This is a genomic window from Mesorhizobium sp. B3-1-9 (assembly GCF_006439595.1).
Classification (GTDB): domain Bacteria; phylum Pseudomonadota; class Alphaproteobacteria; order Rhizobiales; family Rhizobiaceae; genus Mesorhizobium.
In genome coordinates this window covers 339,479-360,835 of record NZ_VFTJ01000006.1, presented here as the reverse complement: position 1 = coordinate 360,835, position 21,357 = coordinate 339,479, and the positions used below count along the sequence as shown (strand labels likewise).

Genomic DNA, 21,357 nt, shown 5'->3' with positions numbered 1-21,357 from the left:
CACCTTACGAATCTTAGGACGAATTGTGGGCTTTAAAAGTAAAAAACTTCACTCCGCCGGAAAACCCCACCAGAAAAAGTCAGTCTCGCAAAGTAGTCGTGCCCGTCAACTCGACCACGCGACGCCGTTTGAGGCAGATTCTCTGGAAAATATGATGGCCGTTCAGCCGGCGTGATCGTCCGCGATCGGCTTCTGATAAGTGAAGCCCATGTCCCAGGGAAAGTAGATCCAGGTGTCCTGGCTGACCTCGGTGACGAACGTGTCGACCAGCGGCCGGCCCTTCGGCTTGGCATAGACGGTGGCGAAATGCGCCTTGGGCATCATGGCGCGCACGATACCGGCGGTCTTGCCGGTATCGGTCAGGTCGTCGATGATGAGCACGCCGGCCCCGTCATCGGCGAGCAGCGGAGGCGAAATCTCCTTGAGGACCTGCAACTGACCCTGGCTGGTATAGTCATGATAGGAGGCGACGCACACCGTCTCGATGACGCGGATGCCGAGCTCGCGCGCGATGATGGCCGCGGGCACCAGGCCGCCGCGGGTGATGCAGACGATTGCTTTCCACTGTCCCTTGTTGGCGCCGGACAGCCGCCAGGAAAGCGCGCGGGCATCGCGGTGGAACTGGTCCCAGGAGACGGGAAAGGCTTTTTCGGGAAGGGACATGGTTCGCACTCCGCAAGGCGCGCCGTGGCGCGCAGAAACACTGGAATGCAGGCGGAATTAGCCGGAAAGCGCCAGGCTTGGCAAGGGCAGGGCCGGCGATGGCTGTGGACTCAGGAAATACACCCTAACGCGACAGGAAAGCCGCCACGTTCGTGGTGCGCAGCACCGTGCGGGTGACGCCGCCGAACAGAAGCTGGCGCAGCCAGGAGTGACTGTATGCGCCTAGCACCAGAAGATCGGCACCGGATTCTGCGATCCTGGCCTGAATCATGTCGTCGACCGAAGTGCCGCCGGATTTCTGCACGCAGACGCTGACATTGGCGCCGTGGCGAGACAGCGCCGCGGCGATCTCAGCGCCGGCGGCTTCCGGAGATTCATCCAGCGTCTCCGGCGGATCGATGACGAGAATGTCGGTCTTGTCGGCCTCGGCGATGAAGGGCAGGGCATCGAACGCGGCGCGGGCCGCTTCCTTGCTGCCGTTCCAGGCAAGCAGCACACGTCTGAAGGTGGTGACCAGCGGCCCGCCATGGGGCACGACCAGCACCGGCCGGCCGGCGTCGTAGACCAGCGTGTCGACGTCGGCGCTCGGGTCGCCGCCGGCATCGCGCTGCGCGGCGATGATCAGATCGGCGGCGCGCACGCTCGATATGCCGGTCAGCGCGCTGTCGCCGGAGAAGCTCTCCAGGCTTCGCCATTCGAAGGACAGGCCGGATTCCTCGATCCGCTGCAGGAAATAGGCCTGCAATTTGTCGGCGCGTTCCTTGTTCATCTCGGCCGAGACCTGCAGGAATTCGGTATCCGGGAAGCCGGTGGCCGACGTGTAGGGCACGGGAAGCGCCTCGGCATGGATGCCGACGAGGTGGCTCTCGAACCTGTCGGCAAGCGGAATGGCGCAATCGAGCACGCGCTCGGCGTCCTGTTCGTTCTGCAAAATGGCGACGATTGTCTTGAAGCGCATGGCCGGTCCCTCATTGTCTTGCCTGTGCATCCGCGCGGCAAAGGGAACGCCTCAGCGCGTTGACTGGTTCCAGCCGAACCGCCGGGTCAGCCCGCCTCCGCGAACCTCGCCACCATCGCCTCGACGTCCTTGCGGGCAGCCTCGAGGGCTTCCTCGCTGCGGGCGCGGACGACGAGCTCGGTCCAGAACTTGCCGTCGCCATATTTGGGGTACGAGCCGATGATGGTGTCGGGATGCGCTTTTTGGATATCGGCCAGCGGCCCGCCGATCAGGCCTTCGCCGAACGGGCAATGCACGGTGGCCGACAGCATTTTTGTGCCGGCCTTGAGCGTCGGCACCACATTGTCGAGCATGGCCTGGAAGATCGACGGCACGCCGGCCATGACATGGACGTTGCCGATGCGGAAGCCCGGCGCGACGGAGACCGGATTGTCGATGTGGTCGGCGCCGCGCGGCATGCGCGCCATGCGCTTGCGCGCTTCGGTGAATTCGATGCCGCGCCCGGCATAGCTTGCCTCGAGCAGCGCGTAGGCCTTGGCGTCGTATTCGCAGGGCACGCCGAAGGCCTTGGCGATGGAGTCGGCGGTGATATCGTCATGCGTCGGGCCGATGCCGCCGGTCGTAAAGACATAGGTATAGCGGACGCGCACGGCATTCACCGCGGCAACGATCTCGTCCTCCTCGTCGGGGACGATGCGCACTTCCTTCAGGTCGATGCCGATCGCGGTCATGATATCGGCGAGGTGGCCGATGTTCTTGTCCTTGGTGCGGCCGGAGAGGATTTCGTCGCCGATGACGAGCATGGCGGCGGTGACGATTTCAGGCATAGCGGGCTCCGGCGCAAAAGGTCGCCTGAGATAACGCGGCCGGCGGTCGGCCGCAATGTGAAAGCCGGATATCCGCTTGTGGCGGCGGCCGTTGCGGATATGGTGCGGTCGGTCGGCCTGGGGTGAAAGCATGCTGATATGGGTTGTCTCGTGGCTGGTTGCCGGCTTGCTCGTTGCGGTGGCCATCGTCGTGCTTGCCCTGATGGTTGCGACCTGGCGGATCGCGGCAAAGGCCGAGAGACTGGTGCCGGCTTGCGGGAAATTCGTCGAGATCGACGGCAACCGCATCCACTATGTGGAAGAGGGCGACGGCAGGCCGATCGTCTTTGTGCACGGGCTCGGCGCCCAACTCCACCATTTCCGCCACACGCTGTTCGGGCGCTTCGGCGCCGGCTACCGGCTGATCGCGCTCGACCGGCCGGGCTCCGGCTATTCGGTTCGAGCAAGCGGCGCCACCGGCCGGCTGCCCGAACAGGCGGACATCGTGCGGCGCTTCATCGAGGAATTGCGCCTGGAGCGGCCTTTGGTCGTCGGCCATTCGCTCGGTGGGGCCATCGCGCTTGCGCTTGCGACCGGGCATCCGACAGCGATTTCCGGCATTGCGCTGCTCTCGCCGCTGACGCATCTGGAAGCGACGGGTCGTCAGGGATTTGACCTGCTCTATGTTCCGTCCCGGCTGCTGCGCCGCGCCCTGGCCCATACGGTGGCGATACCGGTCAGCCTTCGCTACGCGCAGCCGACGCTGCGGTTCATTTTCGCGCCGCAAGCGGTTCCCGCGGACTACATGATCGGCGGCGGCGGATGGCTCGGCTTGCGTCCGTCCCACTATTTCGCCACATCTACCGATGTCGTGGCCGTGGAGCGGGACCTTGACCAGATCGAAAAGCGTTACCGCGACATAGCGATACCGGCAGGCATTCTGTTCGGCACCGGCGACCGGGTGATCGCCGAGGCCGTGCATGGCGAACCGATGCTGGACAAGATCGGGGGCCTCGACTTCGAACGGGTCGAAGGTCTCGGCCACATGCCGCAATTTGCGGACCCCGAACGGGTCGTCGGCTTTATCCAGCGTATCGCCGAGCGCGCCTTCGCCAAGGTGGATTGATTTCGGCCGGCGGCTACAGCAATGCCTCGCGGCTCTTCACGCGGCGTCACGCAAAAGTGTCGGACATTCTGTCCCACCCGGAATTTCCAGGGGAACCTTCCCACCCAACCCAGGGTTTCGTTTTTGTCGCTGTGGGGCTGCGGTCCCACGAACTTTGCGATCAAGAGAATGGAGAAATCCGATGCTTACAAGACTTATTGCAGCTTCGGCGCTGGTGCTGGCCATGGGTGGCGCGGCCATGGCGCAGTCATCAGATGACTGGTGGTGGTGGCACCGCGACCATCGTCCCGACGTAAGCGAGCAGGTGGATCCCTATACCACAGGCAGCATCAACGGAAGCTCCGGGCTGGCCACCTACGGCAGCACCGGTGCTATCGGGCCATGCGCCGACACCACACCCGGTCCGGATGCCAACTCGCAACAGAACGTCAACGACCATTATTGCGGAAAGTAGCGCCGCATAGCCACCGGCGGCCGGCATGAAGCCCATAGGGCTTTGCCGGTCGCGGGGCGGTTCCTTAGTCGGAGACTTCGGTCTGCGGCCGGTCGCGGCCGTCGGCAAGCTCGTCATGCCACGTGCCTTCGGCGTCCTCATATTGGATGCCGTCGGTGGTACCGGCGACCTGCTGCTCGGACGAGGCGATCTCGGCGGCGCGCAGCGCCTCTTGGTGCGTGCGGAAAGTCTCGGAAAACGTTGAGCCGACCTTGTAGGCCCAGCCGCCATCATGCTCGACGATCTTGTAAGTCAGCTTCGCCATGGAATCCTCCGGTTAAGAAGCATGCTCAGTGCAGCTTTCCGTCGGGCAGCCTGTCGTCGGGAACCAGAACTTCCGATTCCCTGGCGGCCTCGACGAGGGCGCGACGTGCGTCCGCTGTCGAACGATAACCTTCTAGCGCTTTGAGGCAAGTGTCGAGAGCATCACGATGGCGATCGCCGCGATTGAGCGGCCAAACGGTCATCAGGCACTCGGCGGCCTCGCGGGTGCTGCTTATATGGCGGTATTTGCCGACATGGCCGAGTTCGACCACCACCGGCTTTTCAAAGGGTTTGTTGTCCATCATGGCCGCCAACGTAAAGCGGCCAAATTGGTTGCAGTTGTGACGAGGACCCTGCGCCCAAACGTCTCAGGACCCTGGCGATTTCCGGTTTTGTTTTGACGCAATTCCGCAGGGAAGGCCACGGCGAAACCGCCGAGCCTGACCGTGTCGCACTTTTCCTGGAATTGCTTTAGCCGACGGCCTTCATCCAATGCCGCATCGTCGTGACCGAGCGCGCCAGTTGCGGCGCCGGATGGATTTCCTCGCCGAACGCCGCCGCCGCGCGCCAGCCCCAGCGCGGGTCGGCGAGGAATGCACGCGCCAGCGCCACCATGTCGGCACGACCGTCGGCAACGATCGCCTCGGCCTGGCTAGGGTCGTCGATCAGTCCCACGGCGCGCGTCGGGATGCCGGCGCCCTTGCGCACGGCTTCCGCCAGATGCACCTGGTAGCCGGGGCCGGGCGGCACCTGCTGCAGGGGCGAATTGCCGCCGCTGGAGCAGCACAAATAGGCGACGCCCTCGGCCTTCAGCGCCTTGGCCACCTCGATCGCGTCCTCGATGTCGAAACCGCCTGCGACCCATTCCTTCACCGAAAGGCGCGCCCCCAGCATCATGGACGGGGCGGCCTTCCTCACGGCCCTTGCGATTTCGACCACGAAGCGCATGCGGTTTTCCAGCGACCCGCCCCAGCGGTCGGTGCGCTGGTTGGAGAGCGGCGAGAGGAACTGGAAGATCAGATAGCCATGCGCGGCGTGCAGCTCGGCAAAGTCGAAGCCGGCGCGCTCGGCGCGCACGGCCGACTGCGCAAAACGCGCAATGAGTTCCAGGATCTCGTCATCCTCCAGCGCATGCGGCACATTCCAGCCCGTGTCATAGGCGATGGCGGAGGCCGAAACCGTCTGCCAGGGGTCTTCGCCAGGCTGCAGCGGACCGCCGCCTTCCCAAGGTTTGCGGTTGGAGGCCTTGCGGCCGGCATGAGCGAGCTGGACGCCGAATTTCGTGCCGGGCGCGGCGACGCGCCTGGCGGCGTCGAGCGTGCGCTTGGCGGCCGCCTCGTTGTCGTCGGAATAAAGCCCGAGGCAGCCGTGCGTGATGCGCCCGCGCCGCTCGACATCGGTCATCTCGACGGTAACCATGCCCGCGCCCGACATTGCCAGGTTCATCCAATGATAGAGATGCCAGTCGCTGGCCGAGCCGTCCTCGGCCGAATACTGGCACATGGGGGCGACCGCGATGCGGTTGGAGAAGGTGAGGCCGCCGAGGGTGATCGGCTGGAAAAGCGATGACGTCATGAAACGGGCTCCTGGGAAGATACCGCTATCTAGGCAGTCGCGGCGCGTCGCGCCAGACACGAGCCGGTGAAACGCCCGCTGGACCAGTCGGTTTCGAGGCCAATTGGTTTCCTGGATTGCGTGCGTCACCTTTCATCGTTACCCCTTTGCCGCGAATACGGAGATCGTCATGGAAGATCGCGTTCGCATCCGTTCCGAGGAGGTCCTTTCGGACGACTGGGCGGTGCTGAAGAAGACAGTGCTCGACTATCGCCGCCGCGACGGGCGATGGGAGACACAGACCCGCCAGACCTACGATCGCGGCGACGGCGCGGTGATCCTGCCCTTCGATCCGCAGCGCTCGACCGTGCTCCTGGTGCGGCAGTTCCGGTTCCCGGCTTACGCCGTGGGCCATCGCGAGCCGCTGATCGAGGCCTGCGCCGGGCTGCTCGACGAAAACGACCCCGAAACCGCCATCCGCAAGGAAGCGGAGGAGGAGCTGGGCTACCACCTGAAGGATGTCGAGCGGCTGTTTTCGCCGTTCATGAGCCCGGGCAGCGTGACGGAACGGCTCTGGTTCTTCACCGCGCGCTATTCGCCGGCCGACCGCATTTCCGACGGCGGCGGTTCACCGGAGGAAGGCGAGGACATCGAGGTTCTGGAAATGCCATTGGACGAGGCGCTGGCCGGTATCGCCGACGGCCGCATCGTCGACGCCAAGACGATCATCCTGATCCAGCATCTGAAGCTCAATCCGATCAAGGTTTGACTCTGTCTCGGCTGCGATGCTTCGGCGTTCGGTGGCCTGCCACCCGAAGCTCGAATAGCGAGGGGTGGTGCGGACGACGGGAATCGAACCCGTACGATCAGAGATCGAGGGATTTTAAGTCCCTTGCGTCTACCAATTCCGCCACGTCCGCAGGCGTGCCCCTTTTCAAATGCCTGATATGAGCCGTCAAGCGATGTTTCCGATCGTCCGCAGTTTGCGCGGGCGGCCATCGCGCAGGTTTAATATTAGTGATGTTTAAAATACAAAGCTCTCCAAACCGATCTCATTAGCGTTTGTCTGCGAGCATGTGGCCGGCTTTGATGGTGGAACCATGCGTGGGGCGGGCTGGATCAGAGGGCTACGGGAGGCGGAGGCGCGGCAGCTGCGCTCCGAGATCGATCGGCTCGAGCGGGGACTGATCGAGGCCGCCAATTCGAAGGCCAAATGGAACCTGCATGAAGTCGCGCACACGCTGCGCTGGCAAAAAGCGCGGCTGCGGCGGCTGGAGGAATGCCTCGAGGCGATGCCGGAGGGAAAGACCGTCTCGCGCCGATCCTGACCGGTCGCCCGCAACCTTTCGGCGAAGCATATCAGCCATGTTCGTCCGCAAGGTGGCAAAGTGGCGCGATCGCGGAATTACGGATTGCTGAAGGAGCGCTAGGTTTGGCCACGCGGCGGATCGATCCGCCGAGGCCGGCGTCTATCAGGCCCCTACCCATTCCCCCGCCCCCTGCGGGCGCCGGCCACCTGAATTTTCAAGAGATGCGGGAGGGGTGTTCCGCATCGTCGCGGCGCCGCAAGCCTCAGAACTTATAGCTGAAATTCACGCCAAGCGTCTGCAGCTTCACGTCCTGATCGCGGTCGGCGAAGGTGTCCGGCGCATCGAAATGCTCCTTGCCGAAATCGTAGTAGCGGTATTGCGCGCCGACGACGACATTGTTGGTCAAGGCATAGTCGACGCCGGCGCCGAGGGTCCAGCCGGTGCTGGTGCGGGTTCGGGCAAAGGCCGAGCCTGCCGCCGCCTGGGAGGTTTCGATGCCGGCGAAAGCGACGCCGCCGATGCCATAGATCAGCACGCGATCCATGGCGTAGCCGGCCTTGGCATTGATCGATCCGAACCACTTGACGTCGGTGCCGAATGTGTTTCCCGGCCCGGCGCCGGCGGTGCCGTCGATCGAGGCGTAGTTGAGATCGGCCTCGGCGCCGATCACAGCCTGGTCGAACTGCCAGAGCCCCGCGACATGGCCGCCGACGAAACCGCCGTCGATGTCGGGCTTCACCGAAAACGGGCCGCCATCGTCGCCGGTGATTTCGGACCGGCCCCAGCCATAGCCGGCCTGCATGCCGGCATAATAGCCGGTCCAGTCGAAGCCGGCTGCGGTCATCGGCAGATCGCTACCCAGATCCGCCGCCCGGGCAGATCCGGACAGCAGGGCAAGAAAGCCAGCACTGGCGAACGTCAGTCGACGCATCGAGCGCTCCGAAATGGCGGTTTCGAACAACTCCTCGCAACAGACTAGCTCCATTCGCCACGAAACGGAATTGCATCTCTGCAACAGTGGTTTACGACCTGACGCTCTGGCTCCGGACGCCGACATTTGCCAAAGTGGCCCATGCAGAGGACTCGCCGATGACGAACGCCAAGCCGACAAGCGCCGCAAAGCCAAAGCCGTGGACGGAGGTGGCGACACATCTGGTCGACGTCGCGATGGGCCGAAAGCCGGCCGATCTGGTCATCCGCAACGGTCGCTGGGTGAACGTCCATTCGGGCGAGATTATCCCCGGCACCGATATCGCGATCGCCGCCGGCCGTTTCGCTTATTGCGGGCCGAACGCCGGCCATGCCATCGGGCAAGGGACGAAGGTCGTCGATGCCGGCGGGCGCTATCTGGTGCCCGGCCTTTGCGACGCGCACATGCACGTCGAGAGCGGCATGGTGACGGTGACGGAGTTCTGCCGCGCGGTCATCCCGCACGGCACGACCTCGATGTTCATCGACCCGCACGAGATCGCCAATGTGCTTGGATTGCCGGGCGTGCGGCTGATGCATGACGAGGCGGTCGCGATGCCGATCAACGTGCATGTGCAGATGCCGTCCTGCGTGCCCTCGGCGCCGGGGCTGGAACATGCCGGCGCCGAATTGACGGTCGCCGACGTGGCCGAGGCCATGACCTGGGAAAACATCATCGGCCTCGGCGAGGTGATGAATTTCCCGGGCGTCGCCGCCAACGATCCGGTGATGTCGGGCGAGATCGCCGAGACGGTCAAGGCCGGCAAGACGGTCGGCGGGCATTATGCATCGCCTGATCTCGGCCTGCCGTTCCATGGCTATGTCGCGGGCGGGGCGGAGGACGACCATGAAGGCACGCGTGCCGAGGATGCGATCGCGCGTGTGCGCCAGGGCATGAAGGCGATGCTGAGGCTGGGGTCGGCCTGGTACGACGTCGCGGCGCAGATCAAGGCGGTGACGGAAGGCGGCATCGACCCGCGTAGCTTCATCCTGTGCACCGATGACAGCCATTCCGGCACGCTCGTGCATGAAGGCCATATGGACCGGGTGGTGCGGCACGCCATCAGCCAGGGCCTGAAGCCGGTGACGGCGATCCAGATGGCGACGCTCAACACCGCGCAGCATTTCAGGCTGGAGCGCGAGATCGGCTCCATCGCGCCCGGACGGCTGGCCGATCTGCTGATCGTTTCGGACCTTGCCCAGATGACCATAGATGAAGTCTATGCCCGCGGTGTCCGGCTGGCGAAGGGCGGCAAGCTGGAGATCGACATTGCGGCCTATGACTATCCGCAATCGGCGAAGAATACGGTCAAGCTCGGCAAGAAGCTCGCGGCGAAGGACTTCGACATTCCCGCGCCGCAGGGCGCCAACGAGGTGCGGGCGCGGGTGATCGGCGTGATCGAGAACCAGGCGCCGACGCGCGCTCTGGAAGCCGACCTGCCGGTCGAGGACGGGCTGGTCGCCATGGATCGCCGCAACGACATCTGCCAGATCGCCCTGGTCGAGCGGCATCGCGGCACCGGCGGCGTCACCAACGCCTTCGTTTCCGGCTTCGGCTATGTGAAAGACTGCGCGATGGCGTCCAGCGTGGCGCATGACGCGCACCACATCATCGTCGTCGGCACCAACAAGGAGGACATGGCTTTGGCCGTCAACCGGCTGAGCGAGGTGGGCGGCGGCGTCGTGCTTTATTCCAAGGGCAAGGAACTGGCGCTGGTCGAGATGCCGATCGCCGGCCTGATGTCCGACGAACGCGCCGAGATCGTCGCGGCCAAAGCCGAGCAACTGACCGAGGCGATGCGCAAGGCCGGCTGCTCGCTCAACAACGCCTATATGCAGCACTCGCTGCTGGCGCTGGTGGTCATTCCGGAACTCAGGATATCGGACGTCGGCCTGGTCGACGTGACGACGTTCCAGAAGGTCGATCTTTTTATCTAGGGCAAGTCATCCGCCGGTGGCGATGGTCAGCACCTTGAACGGCGTAGTGATAACGACCTCGGCGACCGAGCCGACCGCCTTGCCGAGGCCCTGACCGATATTGTTGAGCTGCGCCGGGTCGGGCTCATCCGAAGCAAGCCCGGCCGGCGTGCGCAGCCGGTTGCCCAGCAGTTGCACCAGGATCGGGTTGTCGGCGAATTTGGCATGGTTCAGGCCGCCGTCGCCGCCCTTGGCCTGGGTCAGGTCGACGACCGTCACGCCATAATTGGCGAGATCGGCCGCGTTGCCGTAGTCGCCGACGCGCGGCTTGTCGCCGGAAATGAAGCTCGACAGCTTCAGCGCCCGGTCGTCGCCCGAAAGCAGGATGGCGAAAGGCTTGTCGGGCTTGCCGTAGCGGATCATCTGCTTCTTGAAGACATCGACGTCGATGTCGGGCGAGGCGAGGATGACGTAGCCGAGCTTGCCATTGAGATCGCGGTCGCTGGTGATGGCAAGCTGGCGCAGCGCCTCCATCGTCAGCCAGGTGCCCATCGAATGGGCGATGATATCGATGCTCTTGACCTTCGTCTTGGCAAGCATCCGCAGCGTCGCCTCGAGGTCGTCGCGCGCGGCGGTCGAACTGTCCTTGTCGTAGATGTAGCCGGTCGCCTTGGCGCTCGACGCCCATGAGAACAGCACCGGCGTACCCGGATATTTGGTGTCGTGCGCGATCTGCGTCAGCCGATAGATGCCGTCGTCAAAACCGTTGTTGAAGCCGTGCACGAACACCAAAGCGCGGTCGCCGCGCATGGAAATGTCGGCGCCGACCGCCTTGGCGAATTGCTGCGCGTCGCCATAGTGGACGACATCGGTGGCGGTGAACTGCTTGGCCGGGTTGGAGTCGGCCGAGCCCTTGGCGCGCTCGATCGCGCCGACCTGATGGATCTTCGGCACGGTGACGTCGACGCGGGCATAGAGGGTGGTCAGCGAACGGTCGCCGTCGAAGACCTGGCGCGGATCCTTGGTCGCCTGCTGGCGGGTCGTGGCGACGAAGATCTCGTGTGTGCCGGCTATGTCGGAGGCAGACGCCGCGACCGCCTTGCGGTTGAGCAGGTCGTGCGTGGGACCGGCGCAGCCGGCGAGGGCGAGCGTGAAGGCAAGGCCGACAACGATCTTCACATGCACAGTCACCCGGGATCCCCCAAGGGCGGCAACCTCTCTTGCTACTCCGATAAAGCCAGAGAGCGGCCGGGTCCAGTTCAAAGTCCCTGCGGGCGCGGAACCCGCGCGGATACGGTTACTGCGCGGCGAGTTGTCGGATTCGATCGGTCACATCGCGATCGCTGGCAAAACCGTCATCCTCGCGCAGACGCTGTCCGATCATCTGCACCATCATCGGATTGTCGGCGAATTTGGTGTGGTTGAAGCTGTCAGCGCCCTTGACCTTGGAAAGGTCGACCACGGTGACGCCGTAGGAGGCGAGATCGGCGGCATCCCGATAATCGCCGACGCGCGGCCGCGAGCCGGCGATCAGGCCGGAGAGCCTCAGCGCCCGGTCGTCGTCCGACAGGAGCAGGATGAAGGGCTTGTCCGGCTTGCCATAGCGGCGCATCTGGCTCTTGAAGACGTCGACATCGATGTCGGGCGAGGCGAGCACGACGTCGCCGAGCTTGCCGCTGAGATCGCGATCGCCGGTGATGGCGAGCTGGCGCAGCGTCTCCATCGTCACCCAGGTTCCCATCGAATGGGCGACGATGTCGATGCGCCGGGCGCCGGTCTGCGCCAGCATCCGCAACGTCACCTCCAGCTGGTCGCGGGCGGCGGCGGCGCTTTCCTTGTCATAGACATAGTCGGTGGTCTTGGCGCCGGAAGCCCAGGAGAACAGCACCGGCGTGCCCGGATAGCCGGAATCGTGGACGATCTGGGTCAGTCGGTAGACGGCGTCGTCGAAGCCGGTGTTGTAGCCGTGGACGAAAACCATGACGCGGCCGCCGCGGGCGTCGATGTCGGCGTTGAGGGCGCTGGCGAATTTCGGCTGCGTGTCGTAGCCGACGACTTCGGAGGCCATGAAATACTTCGTCGGGTCGTTCGACTTGCCGCGCGAACGGCGCTCGATCTGGCCGGTCTGGTGAATGGGGGGAACGGTGACGTTGACACGCGCATAGTTGAGCGTCGCCGAGCGTTCGCCGTCAAAAACCTTGTTCGGGTCGTCGGAGCGCTTGCGGGTCGTGGCGATGAAGATCGAGTGGTTGCCGGCGATCTCGGTCGCCGTCGTCGGCACGACGACGCTGCCCAGGATTTCCTGCGTCTGGTGGCCCGCGCAGCCTGCTATCAGCAGGGCAAAGGCAATGATCAGAATTGTCTTCAACCGCACGTCGACACTTTCACTGCAATTCCACCGCAGCCACAATTGGCCGTCCACCTCCGCGGAAATCTCCCGGACAGCCGAAGTGCGGCTAAAGTAAGTCGCATCCAGCGGAAATCCGCTCCGTGACGCGCGACCGTCATCGCAGTGTTGCGCGAAAGCCAAAAGGGCGGCAGGAAGGTCTGCCGGCACGGGACATGGCTGTCCTGGCGTACCGCCGAGACCAAATGAGGGACTTCTGTTGAACAGCTTCTCTTCTCGCGTCGCTGCTGCCGCCGAGGCGATCCGCGAAATCTTTCCGGAAACGCCGCTGCAGGAGAACGACTATCTGTCGAAGAAGACAGGCGCCCGCATCCTTTTGAAGCGCGAGGACCTGACGCCGGTGCGTTCCTACAAGATCAGGGGCGCCTTCAACTTCTTCCGCAAGGCGCTCGCCGCCGGCAACAATGCCGAACTGTTCGTCTGCGCCTCGGCAGGCAATCACGCCCAGGGCTTTGCCTTCGTCTGCCGCCATTTCGGCAAGAAGGGCGTCGTGTTCATGCCGGTGACGACGCCGCAGCAGAAGATCGACAAGACGCGGCTGTTCGGCGGCGATTTCGTCGAAATCAGGCTGGTCGGCGACTTCTTCGACGATTGCTATCGCGCCGCCTTCGAATTCACGGAGGCCGCCGGCGCGCATATGGTGCCGCCCTTCGACCACAAGGACATCATCGAGGGCCAGGCGACGGTCGCCTACGAGATCGCGTCCCAGATGCCGAGCGCCCGCGTGCCCGACATCGTCATGCTGCCGGTCGGCGGCGGCGGCCTGGCTGCCGGGGTGACGCATTATTTCGCCGACCAGCATCGCGATCCGCGCTTCGTGTTCTGCGAGCCGGCGGGCGCGCCAAGCCTGCGCGAGAGCCTTGCCGGCGGCAAGCGGGTCAAGCTCGCCAAGGTCGACAATTTCGTCGACGGCGCCGCGGTGGCCGAGATCGGCCGCGAGCCGTTGCGCCATCTCAAGGACTTCACCGCCGATGCCGTCCGCCTGGTCCCGGAGAACCGGCTCTGCGCCACCATGATCGAGATGCTCAATGTCGAGGGCGTCGTGCTGGAGCCGGCCGGAGCGCTGGCGATCGACGCGCTCAAGGATTTTTCGCGCAAGGAGATCAGGGGCAAGACCATCGTCGCTGTCGTCTCCGGCGGCAATTTCGATTTCGAGCGGCTGCCAGACGTAAAGGAGAGGGCGCTGCGCTTCGAGGGGCTGAAGAAGTATTTCATCATCCGCTTCCCGCAACGGCCGGGCGCGCTGCGCGATTTCCTCGAAATGCTCGGCCCCGACGACGACATCGCCCGCTTCGAGTATCTGAAAAAGTCGGCGCGCAATTTCGGTTCGGTGCTGATCGGCATCGAAACCAAGGACCGGCGCAATTTCGACCTGCTGAAAGCCAACTTCGACGCCGAAGGCGTGCAATATCAAGACATCACCGACAACGAGACGCTGGCGGGGTTCATCATATGAGCGCAAAGGGTACGGTTTTCGTTGCGCTGTTTTCCGGCATCAATGTCGGCGGCAACCGCATCGTCAAGATGGCGGAGCTCAAGGCCTTCTTCGAACGCCTCGGTTTCGCCGACGTCGCGAGCTATGTGCAGAGCGGCAATGTCGTGTTCCGGGCGAAGAAGGAGGATGCGACGACGCTGACCAGGGAGATCGAGGCGGCCTTCGAGAAGAAATGGGGCTTTCATTCGCGCATCATGGTGCGCGATGCCGGCTGGTTCGAGCGGCTGGTGAAGGACAATCCCTATCCCGAGGTCGCCGGCGAACCGACCAAGCTCCATGCCTATGCGTTGGAGCGCGAGCCGACCGCAGAGGAGACACAGCGGCTCTCCGACAAATGCACCGGCCCCGAACGCTTCGAGATCAAGGGCGACGTGCTTTACCTCCATGCGCCGGACGGGCTCGGCAAATCGGTCTTCGCCAATCTCATTGCGCGCACGCTGAAGGTGCCGGGCACGGCACGCAACTGGCGCAGTGTGATGGCGCTGCTCGAAATGGCCGGCAAGGCCGGCGGCTGACCAATCATTGTGCGCAATTCCGGACGGAAGGCTACGGCGAAGTCGCCGAGCCTAGCCGCGAAGCACTTTTCCTGGAATTGCTTCGGAACTTAAGCGGCCTTTTGCCAGTCGAAGCTCAATTCCTCGCGGAAGGCGAAGCGCTTGATATGGTCGGCGACGACGCTCTCCAGCCGCCCCAGCGAAGCTTCGTCGTCGGCGGCCAGAGCGATGTGCAGGGCCTTGTCGTCGGCGTCCATCACGGTGCGGCCGATCGAGAGCTGGATGGCGCCGTGCTGCGGGTCGAACTCGACCGGGAATTTATGCGACCAGTGCTTGCAGAGCTGCTGCAGGTAGCGGCTGGCATGTTCCGTGGCGACATCGGCGCGGCTGATCGGCATGAAATTCTCCTGACGGATGAAGAAACGCCAGCCTGGATGAGGCTGGCGCCAGTTGCAGATAGATAGGCAAGGCCTGGCGGAATGCCAGCGGTCCACCGTTTCGCCGAAACGGCGAACCGCTCTATCTCTTTGTTTTGACGCAATTGCGAACGGAAAACCGCCCACACTTTTCCTGGAATTGCTCTGGCGGTCGCCGGTCAAATCGGCGCCGGATCGCCCGCCTTACCAAGCCCCCGTGTTCGGCATCGAGGCCCATGGTTCGGCCTTGGCCTTGGCCGGGCCTTTCTGCAGCAGTTCGATCGAGATGCCGTCCGGCGAGCGGATAAACGCCATGTTGCCATCGCGCGGCGGACGATTGATGGTCACGCCATTGTCCATCAGCTTCTGGCAGGTGGCGTAGATGTCGTCGACCTCGTAGGCGAGATGGCCGAAATTGCGGCCGCCCTTATAGTCTTCCGGGTCCCAATTGTAGGTCAGCTCGACCAGCGGCGCCTTTTCATTGATGCCGCTCTGCTCGTCTTCCGACGCGGCGAGGAAGACAAGCGTGTAGCGGCCCTGCTCGTTCTCGTAGCGGCGCACCTCCTTCAGGCCGAGCTTATTGCAGTAGAAATCGAGCGACTGGTCGATATTGGCGACGCGGACCATTGTGTGCAGGTAACGCATGGCGGCTTCCTCAAAGTGTTGGGTTGCGGGGCACCATAGGGGCCGTCCGGGGAAAGGGCAATCGTCCGACAATAGCGGCGGCGCGATCGATTTCAGGCCTTGCGATTTCGGATTCCGGAAGCGCCGGCAAACGACATTTCAGCCTTTCCGGTGCTGAACGGTGAAAAAAGGCACGTCAGCCCTTGCACACCCCGGAAGTCGCAGTGTTAATCTCTTGGCAAGAATCAGTTGCGGTTCAGTTGAAAAGGGGGGCATTCTTATGGGGGAAAAAGCCTCTTTTACGAGGCGGGACGGAAGCCTTGACGACGCCTTGCAGCGGGACAATGGCGGCGACCCCGCCGAGCTTGTCGAAATCGCCGGCGCTATCAAATGGTTCGACGTGGCGAAGGGCTACGGCTTCATTCTTCCGGACGACGGCGTCTCGGGCGATATTCTCCTCCATGTGACTTGTCTTCGAAGGGACGGCTTCCAGACGGCGCTCGAGGGCGCGCGGGTCGTCTGCCTGGTCAAACAGGGCGAGCGCGGCTTGCAGGCTTTCCGCGTCCTTTCCATGGATGCCTCGACGGCTGTCCACCCGGCAGAGCAGGAACAGCGCACCCACGTTACCGTCAACCCGGAGAGCGGCCTCGAGCGGGCCTTGGTCAAGTGGTTCAATCGCACCAAGGGTTTCGGCTTCCTGACGAGGGGCGAGGAGACAGAAGATATCTTCGTCCACATGGAGACGCTGCGGCGCTACGGCATAACCGAGCTCCGGCCCGGGCAGGTCGTGCTCGTCCGCTTCGGACGCGGCGACAAAGGCCTTATGGCCGCCGAAATCCACCCCGATATGGGTACCTTGTCGGTCTCGCACTGAGGGCTTCTCGACGCAGTCGAAAAGTCCCTTTGCCGCGGCGCGACCATCTTGTCCGAAAACCGGTTCCACTTGTCCGGATCATGGTTTAGGACGAGCGTCTGGACGAGGTAACCCATGGCTCATCGCAATTGGCTGACCGCGGGCGTATTCTGCGCCGCGATCGTTTTCGCCGCCTATTTCATCGCTGCGAAGCCGAGTTCGGCGGATGCGATGCTGCTGCCGACCGACCGGACACCGCTTGTGGTGTCGACCGGTTCGGGCGAGCGTTCCTTCTCCATCGAGATCGCCGATACCTCGGCCGAACGCGAGGCGGGACTGATGTTTCGCCGGACCATGGCAGACGATCACGGTATGTTGTTCGTCTTCGAAAGAACGGATGAGGTGGACTTCTGGATGAAGAACACGCCAATGGCGCTCGACCTCATCTTCATCGGCCAGGACGGCAGGATCAAAGCCATCAAGCGCGGCGAGCCCGAATCCGAAGCGATCATCTCGCCGGGACAACCCGTGCGCTTCGTGCTTGAACTCAAGGCCGGCACAGCCGCCCGGGATGGCATCAAGGAAGGCGATCTATTGCGCCACCCGGCTATTGGCACTGGCGCCAACTGAAAAAGCAAATCTGCCGATGCAGTTCTTTTCCCATGACGGTTTCGAACTCGCCTATCTCGATCGCCAGCCGGCCTCGGGGCAGGGCGACCCCGTGCTGATGATCCACGGCTTTGCCTCCAGCCACTATGTCAACTGGGTCTCGCCGGGCTGGTTCAAGACGCTGAACGACGCCGGCTACCGGGCGATCGCCTTCGACCATCGCGGCCACGGCTCGTCGTCGAAGAGCTATGACGAGGCCGATTACACGCCAGAAAAGATGGCGTCCGACGCGGCCGCGCTGCTCGATCATCTCGGCATCGAGCGCGCGCATGTCATGGGCTATTCGATGGGCGCGCGCGTTTCGGCTTTCCTGGCGCTCTCCGATCCGGAGAAGGTGGCCACGCTGGTGTTCGGCGGCCTCGGCATCGGCATGGTCGACGGCGTCGGCGATTGGGATCCGATCGCGGCCGCCCTGCTGGCGGAAGACCCCTCCCAGACCACGCATCCGCGCGGCCGCTCGTTCCGCGCCTTCGCCGACCAGACGCGCAGCGACCGCCGCGCGCTCGCGGCTTGCATCGCCAAGTCGCGCGAGCTGCTCAGCGAGGACGACATGGCCCGCATCGCCCAGCCGACGCTGATCGCCGTCGGCACGAAGGACGACATCGGCGGCTCGCCCGACGAACTCGCAGCCCTGATGCCGAACGCAAGGGCCTTTCACATCGAGGGCCGCGACCACATGCTCGCCGTCGGCGACAAGAGCTTCAAGCAGCGCGTGCTCGAGTTCTACGCCGAAAACCCGCTCTAAGCGCGGCGCTCCTCGGCTCACAATGGTCGATCTGCTCGTCACCTATATGGAGATGCCGGCGCCGCCTCAGGGCGCTCCGCTTGCGTCACCTTCGCCCGGCGCCATCGTGGCGCGCGAGAGTATCGGTCTTTCAAGCTATCTCCATCTCTACCGCGCGGTCGGCGGACCGGTGCAATGGGACCAGCGTCTGCGCATGCCGGAAGCGGAACTCGAAACGCTGCTCGCCGATGACGCCACGCATATCCATGTGCTGCGCGTCGATGGCGAAGCCGCTGGCTTCTGCGAATTCAACAATGTCGGCGAAGCGGCTATCGAGCTCGTTCATTTCGGACTGGTCCCGGCTTTTCAAGGAAAGCGATTGGGGCCGTTCCTGCTCGACCGGGCGTTGCGCTCGGCGTGGTCGCACGGGCCGCAAAGGCTTTGGCTTCACACCGATACCTATGATCATCCGGCTGCCCAGTCGGCTTACGGGCGCGCGGGATTCAGAGGCTACGCCGAGCGGGTCGAGACCTTTCCGGATTAGTCGGAAGGCGCTGCGCGCCTTTCCTGGAATCGCCCTAGCCGCGCGCTCTCCTGTCGGCGAGGGACCTCGCCATAACGCACAGCAGCTCGAACATCATCGTTGCGCCGGCCAGCGCCGTCATGCCGGCAAGATCGAACGGAGGCGCGACCTCGACGACATCGGCGCCGGCGAAATTCAATCCGTCCAGCAATCGAACCATCTCCTGCGCCTCGCGCGTCGTGAAGCCGCCGAGTTCCGGCGTTCCGGTACCGGGGGCCATGGACGGATCGACGCAATCGATGTCGAACGTCACATAGGTCGGGCTGTCGCCGACAAGATCGCGCGCTTCCTGCATGACGGAAGCGGCGCCGCGTCTGACGAACTCTTCCATATAGATGATGCGCACGCCCTGTGACGTTGCCCATTCATGCTCGCCAGGCTCGTAGATCGAGCCTCTGATGCCGATCTGGACAACCCGCTTGGGGTCGAGCAGCCCTTCCTCGATCGCGCGGCGGAAAGGCGTTCCGTGCGTATAGGGATTGTCGCCGAAGTAGCGATCGTTGGTGTCGGAATGCGCGTCGAAGTGAACCATGCCAACAGGCGCCTTGCGGGCCACGGCGCGCAGCACCGGCAGCGTTGTCAGATGGTCGCCACCGGCGGCCAGCGGCAGGGCACCGTCCGCCACGATCGCGGCAATGCCGTCCTCGATGCGCTTCAACCCGTCCAGCAGGTTGATGGGATTGACCGACAGATCGCCCACGTCGGCGACATTGGCGATGCTGAACGGTTCGGTTCCCGAGACGTGGTGGACGCGACGCATCAGGCTCGACTGGTTCCTGATTTCGCGCGGGCCGTGGCGGGCGCCGGCCCGGTTGGTCGTGCCGCCATCCCATGGAATCCCGACAAGGGCGATGTCCAGCCCTTTCGCGGTCGGTACGGCCGGCAGCCGCATGAAGGTGGAAAGCCCGGCAAATCGCGGTACCTGCGCGGCGTCGACGGGTTGGTGGAAGCTGTTTTCCATGCTGGCGGCCATCCGGAGCGGTTCACGTTCCGTAGTGATCGCAGGGCCTGGAATTCAGGCATAGGGGCAAAGCCCAGCGGGAGTATGGGCCTATCAGCGCTGGTCTTGCAGGGCTTGCAGGGAACGACCGAGATTTTCCCTCGCCTGCGCCTCGAACCGATCCCGAAACTCCGTCGTATAGAAGATGTGCTGGCGGGCCAGGAAGCTCTTGAGGACGGCGGCTCGACCGGCGCGCCACATCGGCTCCTCCACCCAGCCATATTCCCGCCGGACCGCCTTCTCATAGGCATCGAAGACCGCAGGTCTGGCGCCGAGGATCGCCAGATCCATGTCGAGCAAAAGAGCTGCATCGTTGAGCGCGTCCTCGTCGCGGAACGGCGGCAACTGGTGGGTGGCGGTGGCGTTGATCATGGCCGCGATGCAAGCGAGGCGATGGGGGTTGGCGCGCCCGGCGAGCCTTTTCTCGGCCAGTTCGGCGCTTTTTGCCTCATTATCCTTGGCGCGGCTGTCATAGATGGCGTCGTGGAACCAGATCGCCGCTTCGACGGCCTCCGGGTCATCAAGAAGGTGCCGGTATTCGCTTGCCAGCGCCAGCATCGCTTCGATGTGAGCCAAGCCGTGATAGTGGCGATCCGCAGCCTGGTAGAGCGCTGCAAGCTCGCTTTTCAGCGCTTCGTCGATCAAGGGTTCGTTTTCCATCGTCGCTTGAATCTGCGTGAACCATGTCCATTTGACAAAGCACTAAGGAAAATTGAGTTCAACCGTGGTATGATCTAGCCTATATGTGCCGCCGCAGAATGAGTAAGGCCGGAGAGCGTCGATGAACAGCATTACGATTGCCCGTCCCAGCATGGTGCAGCCGGTCGATCCGATCTGGCGGTCGATCCGCGACGAGGCGATGGAGGCGGTGAACCGCGATCCGCTGCTCGCGGCGTTCCTCTATTCGACCATCCTCAACCAGGAGAGCCTGGAAGAAGCGGTGATCCACCGACTTGCCGAACGGCTGGCGCATCAGGACATCGGTTCCGATCTCATCCGACAGACCTTCAAGGCGATGCTGGACGACGATCCGGAGTGGAGCACGACGGTTCGCGTCGACATCCAGGCCTATTACGACCGCGATCCGGCCTGCGACCGCTTCATCATGCCGGTTCTCTATTTCAAGGGTTTTCACGCGATCCAGACGCACCGGCTGGCGCATTGGCTGTGGAACCAGGGCCGCAGGGACTTCGCGCTCTATCTTCAGAGCCGTTCGTCCTCGGTATTCCAGACCGACATCAATCCAGCCGCCCGCATCGGCAAGGGCATCTTCCTCGACCATGCCACGGGCCTGGTCGTCGGCCAGACAGCCGTCATCGAGGACGACGTGTCGATCCTGCATGGGGTGACGCTGGGTGGCACTGGCAAGGCCAGTGGCGACCGCCATCCGAAGATCCGCCGCGGCGTGCTGATCGGCGCCGGCGCCAAGATCCTCGGCAATATCGAGATCGGCCATTGCTCCAAGATCGCCGCCGGCTCGGTCGTGCTGTCGCCCGTGCCGCACAACAAGACGGTCGCCGGCGTGCCCGCCCGGGTCGTGGGGGAAACCGGCTGCGACCAGCCTTCGCGGCAGATGGACCAGCTCCTGCCGTCGCAGAGCATGGACCACGTGGTCAGCTTCGACATCTGATTTCCGCCGTCGTCGGGAACCGCCGAAATCCGGCCGCCGGTTTTCGGCCGACCTGTCCTATGCAATTGTGCCGGCTTGCCTTTACATGGCCATTGTTGGCGTGTCAGAAGCGCCTTCCAACGCATGAGGCCGACATTTCGGAGAAGACTTTTGAAGCCTGACGAAATCAGAAAGCTGGACGCCTATTTCAAGCGCGTCTTCCAGAACCCCAAGCTGCAGGTCAAGGCGCGTCCGCGCAAGGAAGACTCGGCCGAGGTCTATGTCGGCGACGAGTTCCTGGGCATCGTCTTCAAGGATGAGGACGACGGCGACTATAATTTCTCGATGGCCATTCTCGACATCGACCTGGCCTAAGCCAGCAACAGCTCTGGCCGAGGAGCGGAACACCGCCGCCCGGCCGGT

Annotated in this window: 26 protein-coding genes and 1 tRNA gene; 13 read left to right on the top strand and 14 right to left on the bottom strand. The window is 63.7% G+C overall.

The features are described 5' to 3' along the window. Nucleotides 1–162 precede the first annotated feature (162 nt). The 3 genes from gpt to FJW07_RS14435 form a co-directional block, all read right to left on the bottom strand. Nucleotides 163–663: a xanthine phosphoribosyltransferase gene (gpt, locus tag FJW07_RS14445; RefSeq protein WP_095765134.1), complete on the bottom strand. Its 501-nt coding sequence runs from the start codon at nt 661–663 to the stop codon at nt 163–165. Between the two features lie 124 nt (nt 664–787). Next, complete coding sequence (locus FJW07_RS14440) at nt 788–1,621, bottom strand: universal stress protein (RefSeq protein WP_140651130.1); 834 nt, start codon at nt 1,619–1,621, stop codon at nt 788–790. An 86-nt stretch (nt 1,622–1,707) separates the two neighbouring features. Continuing rightward, nucleotides 1,708–2,448, bottom strand: coding sequence for a competence/damage-inducible protein A (locus tag FJW07_RS14435; protein WP_140857135.1), 741 nt, complete (start codon nt 2,446–2,448; stop codon nt 1,708–1,710). Between the two features lie 130 nt (nt 2,449–2,578). Here FJW07_RS14435 and FJW07_RS14430 point away from each other — a divergent pair, with 130 nt between their 5' ends. Together FJW07_RS14430 and FJW07_RS14425 are read left to right on the top strand one after the other, a co-directional pair. Further along, the gene (locus FJW07_RS14430; protein WP_140857133.1) at nt 2,579–3,553 is read left to right on the top strand and encodes an alpha/beta hydrolase; all 975 of its coding nucleotides are present in this window, start codon (nt 2,579–2,581) and stop codon (nt 3,551–3,553) included. A 181-nt stretch (nt 3,554–3,734) separates the two neighbouring features. Then, the gene (locus FJW07_RS14425) at nt 3,735–4,007 is read left to right on the top strand and encodes a hypothetical protein (protein WP_140651124.1); all 273 of its coding nucleotides are present in this window, start codon (nt 3,735–3,737) and stop codon (nt 4,005–4,007) included. 64 nt (nt 4,008–4,071) lie between these two features. Here FJW07_RS14425 and FJW07_RS14420 read toward each other — a convergent pair whose 3' ends face one another. The 3 genes from FJW07_RS14420 to FJW07_RS14410 form a co-directional block, all read right to left on the bottom strand. Then, on the bottom strand, nt 4,072–4,311 hold the full coding sequence (locus FJW07_RS14420) for a DUF2188 domain-containing protein (RefSeq protein ID WP_095765137.1): 240 nt from the start codon (nt 4,309–4,311) through the stop codon (nt 4,072–4,074). Between the two features lie 25 nt (nt 4,312–4,336). Further along, nucleotides 4,337–4,615 carry a DUF982 domain-containing protein gene (locus FJW07_RS14415; protein ID WP_140646141.1) on the bottom strand — a complete coding sequence of 93 codons (279 nt, stop codon included), beginning with the start codon at nt 4,613–4,615 and terminating at the stop codon, nt 4,337–4,339. Between the two features lie 166 nt (nt 4,616–4,781). Continuing rightward, complete coding sequence (locus FJW07_RS14410; protein ID WP_140857131.1) at nt 4,782–5,885, bottom strand: NADH:flavin oxidoreductase/NADH oxidase; 1,104 nt, start codon at nt 5,883–5,885, stop codon at nt 4,782–4,784. 169 nt (nt 5,886–6,054) lie between these two features. Between FJW07_RS14410 and FJW07_RS14405 the strand changes: the two genes are divergently transcribed. Beyond that, nucleotides 6,055–6,633, top strand: coding sequence for an NUDIX domain-containing protein (locus tag FJW07_RS14405; protein WP_140857129.1), 579 nt, complete (start codon nt 6,055–6,057; stop codon nt 6,631–6,633). A gap of 65 nt (nt 6,634–6,698) precedes the next feature. Here the strand turns inward: FJW07_RS14405 and FJW07_RS14400 are convergent. Further along, nucleotides 6,699–6,784 (bottom strand) — tRNA-Leu (locus FJW07_RS14400). Between the two features lie 180 nt (nt 6,785–6,964). On the opposite strand from FJW07_RS14400, the gene FJW07_RS14395 reads away from it, so the two are divergent. After that, on the top strand, nt 6,965–7,192 hold the full coding sequence (locus FJW07_RS14395) for a hypothetical protein (RefSeq protein ID WP_140709685.1): 228 nt from the start codon (nt 6,965–6,967) through the stop codon (nt 7,190–7,192). Between the two features lie 244 nt (nt 7,193–7,436). Here the strand turns inward: FJW07_RS14395 and FJW07_RS14390 are convergent, their stop codons facing one another. Further along, on the bottom strand, nt 7,437–8,105 hold the full coding sequence (locus FJW07_RS14390; protein ID WP_140857127.1) for an outer membrane protein: 669 nt from the start codon (nt 8,103–8,105) through the stop codon (nt 7,437–7,439). Nucleotides 8,106–8,263: 158 nt separating this feature from the next. Here FJW07_RS14390 and ade point away from each other — a divergent pair, with 158 nt between their 5' ends. Next, entirely contained in the window at nt 8,264–10,081 is a 1,818-nt protein-coding gene (ade, locus tag FJW07_RS14385; protein WP_140857125.1) for an adenine deaminase, read from the top strand. 6 nt (nt 10,082–10,087) lie between these two features. On the opposite strand, the gene FJW07_RS14380 is transcribed toward ade, so the two are convergent. Next, the gene (locus FJW07_RS14380; protein ID WP_140857123.1) at nt 10,088–11,251 is read right to left on the bottom strand and encodes an alpha/beta hydrolase; all 1,164 of its coding nucleotides are present in this window, start codon (nt 11,249–11,251) and stop codon (nt 10,088–10,090) included. A gap of 106 nt (nt 11,252–11,357) precedes the next feature. Further along, a complete protein-coding gene (locus FJW07_RS14375) occupies nt 11,358–12,434 on the bottom strand; it encodes an alpha/beta hydrolase (RefSeq protein ID WP_140646134.1) in 1,077 nt (358 codons plus the stop codon). A 232-nt stretch (nt 12,435–12,666) separates the two neighbouring features. Between FJW07_RS14375 and ilvA the strand changes: the two genes are divergently transcribed. Together ilvA and FJW07_RS14365 are read left to right on the top strand one after the other, a co-directional pair. Continuing rightward, nucleotides 12,667–13,923 carry a threonine ammonia-lyase IlvA gene (ilvA, locus tag FJW07_RS14370; protein ID WP_140857121.1) on the top strand — a complete coding sequence of 419 codons (1,257 nt, stop codon included), beginning with the start codon at nt 12,667–12,669 and terminating at the stop codon, nt 13,921–13,923. Beyond that, nucleotides 13,920–14,477, top strand: coding sequence for a DUF1697 domain-containing protein (locus tag FJW07_RS14365; RefSeq protein ID WP_140857119.1), 558 nt, complete (start codon nt 13,920–13,922; stop codon nt 14,475–14,477). The genes ilvA and FJW07_RS14365 overlap by 4 nt, the downstream gene beginning before the upstream one ends. Before the next feature lie 89 nt (nt 14,478–14,566). Here FJW07_RS14365 and FJW07_RS14360 read toward each other — a convergent pair whose 3' ends face one another. Both FJW07_RS14360 and gloA read right to left on the bottom strand, forming a co-directional pair. Further along, nucleotides 14,567–14,854, bottom strand: a complete 288-nt coding sequence (locus tag FJW07_RS14360; RefSeq protein WP_140646131.1) for a DUF2218 domain-containing protein — start codon at nt 14,852–14,854, stop codon at nt 14,567–14,569. 222 nt (nt 14,855–15,076) lie between these two features. Next, entirely contained in the window at nt 15,077–15,517 is a 441-nt protein-coding gene (gene gloA, locus FJW07_RS14355) for a lactoylglutathione lyase (RefSeq protein ID WP_140857117.1), read from the bottom strand. A gap of 259 nt (nt 15,518–15,776) precedes the next feature. Between gloA and FJW07_RS14350 the strand changes: the two genes are divergently transcribed. The 4 genes from FJW07_RS14350 to FJW07_RS14335 all read left to right on the top strand — a co-directional run bounded on the left by FJW07_RS14350 (nt 15,777) and on the right by FJW07_RS14335 (nt 18,286). Then, a complete protein-coding gene (locus FJW07_RS14350) occupies nt 15,777–16,370 on the top strand; it encodes a cold-shock protein (protein ID WP_140646193.1) in 594 nt (197 codons plus the stop codon). A gap of 114 nt (nt 16,371–16,484) precedes the next feature. Continuing rightward, nucleotides 16,485–16,979 (top strand): DUF192 domain-containing protein, encoded by a 495-nt coding sequence (locus tag FJW07_RS14345; protein WP_140857115.1) that lies wholly within the window; start codon nt 16,485–16,487, stop codon nt 16,977–16,979. A 16-nt stretch (nt 16,980–16,995) separates the two neighbouring features. Then, nucleotides 16,996–17,763: an alpha/beta hydrolase gene (locus tag FJW07_RS14340; RefSeq protein WP_140783268.1), complete on the top strand. Its 768-nt coding sequence runs from the start codon at nt 16,996–16,998 to the stop codon at nt 17,761–17,763. A gap of 22 nt (nt 17,764–17,785) precedes the next feature. Continuing rightward, entirely contained in the window at nt 17,786–18,286 is a 501-nt protein-coding gene (locus tag FJW07_RS14335) for a GNAT family N-acetyltransferase (protein ID WP_140857114.1), read from the top strand. A 34-nt stretch (nt 18,287–18,320) separates the two neighbouring features. Here the strand turns inward: FJW07_RS14335 and speB are convergent, their stop codons facing one another. Together speB and FJW07_RS14325 are read right to left on the bottom strand one after the other, a co-directional pair. Then, the gene (gene speB / locus FJW07_RS14330; RefSeq protein ID WP_140857112.1) at nt 18,321–19,286 is read right to left on the bottom strand and encodes an agmatinase; all 966 of its coding nucleotides are present in this window, start codon (nt 19,284–19,286) and stop codon (nt 18,321–18,323) included. A 93-nt stretch (nt 19,287–19,379) separates the two neighbouring features. Further along, complete coding sequence (locus tag FJW07_RS14325) at nt 19,380–19,985, bottom strand: hypothetical protein (RefSeq protein WP_140857110.1); 606 nt, start codon at nt 19,983–19,985, stop codon at nt 19,380–19,382. A gap of 121 nt (nt 19,986–20,106) precedes the next feature. Here FJW07_RS14325 and cysE point away from each other — a divergent pair, with 121 nt between their 5' ends. After that, complete coding sequence (gene cysE, locus FJW07_RS14320; protein WP_140646125.1) at nt 20,107–20,955, top strand: serine O-acetyltransferase; 849 nt, start codon at nt 20,107–20,109, stop codon at nt 20,953–20,955. 150 nt (nt 20,956–21,105) lie between these two features. Then, a complete protein-coding gene (locus FJW07_RS14315; protein WP_027166457.1) occupies nt 21,106–21,309 on the top strand; it encodes a DUF3126 family protein in 204 nt (67 codons plus the stop codon). The last annotated feature ends 48 nt before the right edge of the window (nt 21,310–21,357 follow it).